The following is a 2,008-nucleotide window of genomic DNA, read 5'->3' as shown; positions in this document are numbered from 1 at the left end:
AACATGCCATTTGATGATAATACTTTTAATCTAGTAGTGTTTGACCCACCCCATCTTAAATGGGCAGGACAAAACTCAATCATGAAATCGCAGTATGGGCAACTTAACAAGAATACGTGGCTAGAAGATCTCAAAAAAGGTTTTGAAGAGTGTATGAGAGTTCTAAAAGTCGGAGGCACACTCGTATTTAAATGGTCTGATTGTCAAATAAATGTTAAGAAATTACTAGAAGTCATACCATACAGTCCATTGTTTGGTCAGCAAAGAGGCACGACGCATTGGATGGCATTCATAAAATTAGGAGAGAATACATGAACAAAGTAAAAGTTGATTTGCAATGTCCGTTTTGCGGATTTTGTAAAGTTTTAAAAATACCAAGCCATCGAAAAGGCATCACATGCCCTAGTTGTCAACAATCAGTATTTTTAAGTTGGTCAACTGGTGTAGAGGGCTATGTTGATGAGCATGGATTTTATTTCCACGCTTACGAGCCTTTCAATATTCATAAAATCAATCAGGAGTTTAAAGATGCTTTTGAGGATGCACCACCTAAACACTCTTTCACCATCAGAAATAAGATGAGAGGGTGATATAGTGCAGAAAATGATAGTATGGGCATTGTTTGATAGTGGTAATGGCTCATATACTAAAGCTATCAACACGCTTAATAGTTCGGGGGGGGCAAATATTGAAGTATATCCGATTGGGATAGATATCGAAAACAAGAACAATCATTTTATTCCCCTAAATCTTGCAGATTACTCACGGTTATTTGGTGATAATAAGCTATTTGATACGCTTGACAAGCTACCACATCCAGATTTAATCATAGCAAGTCCACCTTGTGAAAGTTGGTCAAATGCTAGTGCAATCGCAAATGGCAACGCTTGTTGGAAACAGGAAGATTTATCAGATAGTCTATTTGAACCTCAAATACCACCCAGTATGTTTACTATTCGAGCGAAAAAAGACTATGAGGATGCGTACAATAATTATCGCTATGATAGGCAATTTATGAAACGTGTTAACGGTGAGCTATGCGCCTTTAATACCATTGAAATTATAAAGAGATATCAGCCTAAATATTGGATAATTGAAAACCCAGCAACAGGGAGATTATGGAAGTATATAGAAACTATTATAGGCTTTCCATTACCTTATAAAAACCCAACAAGGTACAACAACTATGATTACCCTTTGCAAAAGCCGACCAAATTTGCAAGCAATTTATTTCTAAATCTCAACAATGATATAAATCCAGCAGAAGTTGAATGGGGTAATTTTTCTAAATCGTATAATGAACGGTCTAATATACCTCAAAAGTTACTTTTGGATATATTTCAGACAGTGCTAAACCAATTTGAAAAGGAAACAGAAAATGACAAAAATTGAAATCGTTATGGTACTTACAACTTTGATGTCTATCACATGGGCAGCGATTGTTACAATTCACACTATGCAAGCTATCAAAAAGCATAAAGCAAAAGTGGATTATTATCAGAAACCACAAGTGCAATGCGAGATTGCACGTCATGTACTTAAAAACAGATGGTACTCAGATGGCGGGGAGGTGTTTAAATGAAAGTTTTTGACGGAGCAAAAATGCGAGCTATCCGCAAAGAGGCAGGGTTGACCCAATATGACCTTGCCCCTATCGTCGGCATTACTCAAAATCGAGTGAGCGACATTGAAAGAAATGTTACTGACCCTACCACAATTGAAATTGATGCATTTGCAGAAGCGCTCAACAGCTCGATTTCAGCTTTTCTAAATGATGAAACAGAGATTGTGGTAGTCACAAATACTTTTACCAAAAAGAAAAAAGCTGATAATGCCTCTAGCTCATCAGAAGAAATTCCATCAGAACAGTTAGAGTTGCTGCCTGGTAACGAAGGAATAACAGGTCATGATTTAGCAGGTTATATCTTAGTAAGACAGGATGTCTATCTTTATTTACTTGATAGTAAAGATAAATTGCAGCAATTGCGAAGTCTTTTGAAGCGAGGTG

At 36.8% G+C, this 2,008-nt stretch carries 4 protein-coding genes and 1 pseudogene; all 5 read left to right on the top strand.

Going from position 1 to position 2,008, the window contains the following annotated elements; all coding sequences use genetic code 11:
- A pseudogene (locus AB5287_RS09875) lies at nucleotides 1-315 on the top strand (methyltransferase); the annotation flags it as partial.
- Nucleotides 312-590 carry a hypothetical protein gene (locus AB5287_RS09870; RefSeq protein WP_118138931.1) on the top strand — a complete coding sequence of 93 codons (279 nt, stop codon included), beginning with the start codon at nucleotides 312-314 and terminating at the stop codon, nucleotides 588-590. The pseudogene AB5287_RS09875 and the gene AB5287_RS09870, both read left to right, overlap by 4 nt.
- 13 nt (nucleotides 591-603) lie before the next feature.
- The gene (locus tag AB5287_RS09865; RefSeq protein WP_101800555.1) at nucleotides 604-1,392 is read left to right on the top strand and encodes a DNA methyltransferase; all 789 of its coding nucleotides are present in this window, start codon (nucleotides 604-606) and stop codon (nucleotides 1,390-1,392) included.
- Nucleotides 1,379-1,582 carry a hypothetical protein gene (locus AB5287_RS09860; protein ID WP_070811678.1) on the top strand — a complete coding sequence of 68 codons (204 nt, stop codon included), beginning with the start codon at nucleotides 1,379-1,381 and terminating at the stop codon, nucleotides 1,580-1,582. The genes AB5287_RS09865 and AB5287_RS09860 overlap by 14 nt, the downstream gene beginning before the upstream one ends.
- Nucleotides 1,579-2,008: helix-turn-helix domain-containing protein (locus tag AB5287_RS09855; protein ID WP_368221157.1), on the top strand; the 430-nt coding region annotated here is incomplete at its 3' end. The genes AB5287_RS09860 and AB5287_RS09855, both read left to right, overlap by 4 nt.

It is taken from the genome of Bifidobacterium sp. RTP21102st3_E2_RTP21102_210122, from assembly GCF_040916945.1.
Taxonomy (GTDB): domain Bacteria; phylum Actinomycetota; class Actinomycetes; order Actinomycetales; family Bifidobacteriaceae; genus Bifidobacterium; species Bifidobacterium longum.
The sequence above is the reverse complement of the archived record's forward strand: the minus strand, read 5'-3'. Positions and strand labels throughout refer to the sequence as shown.

What these genes read in the sequence shown, in the direction of transcription:
- AB5287_RS09870 (WP_118138931.1), top strand. Translation starts at nt 312, where the DNA reads ATGAACAAAGTAAAAGTTGATTTGCAATGTCCGTTTTGCGGATTTTGT.
- AB5287_RS09865 (WP_101800555.1), top strand. Translation starts at nt 604, where the DNA reads ATGATAGTATGGGCATTGTTTGATAGTGGTAATGGCTCATATACTAAA.
- AB5287_RS09860 (WP_070811678.1), top strand. Translation starts at nt 1,379, where the DNA reads ATGACAAAAATTGAAATCGTTATGGTACTTACAACTTTGATGTCTATC.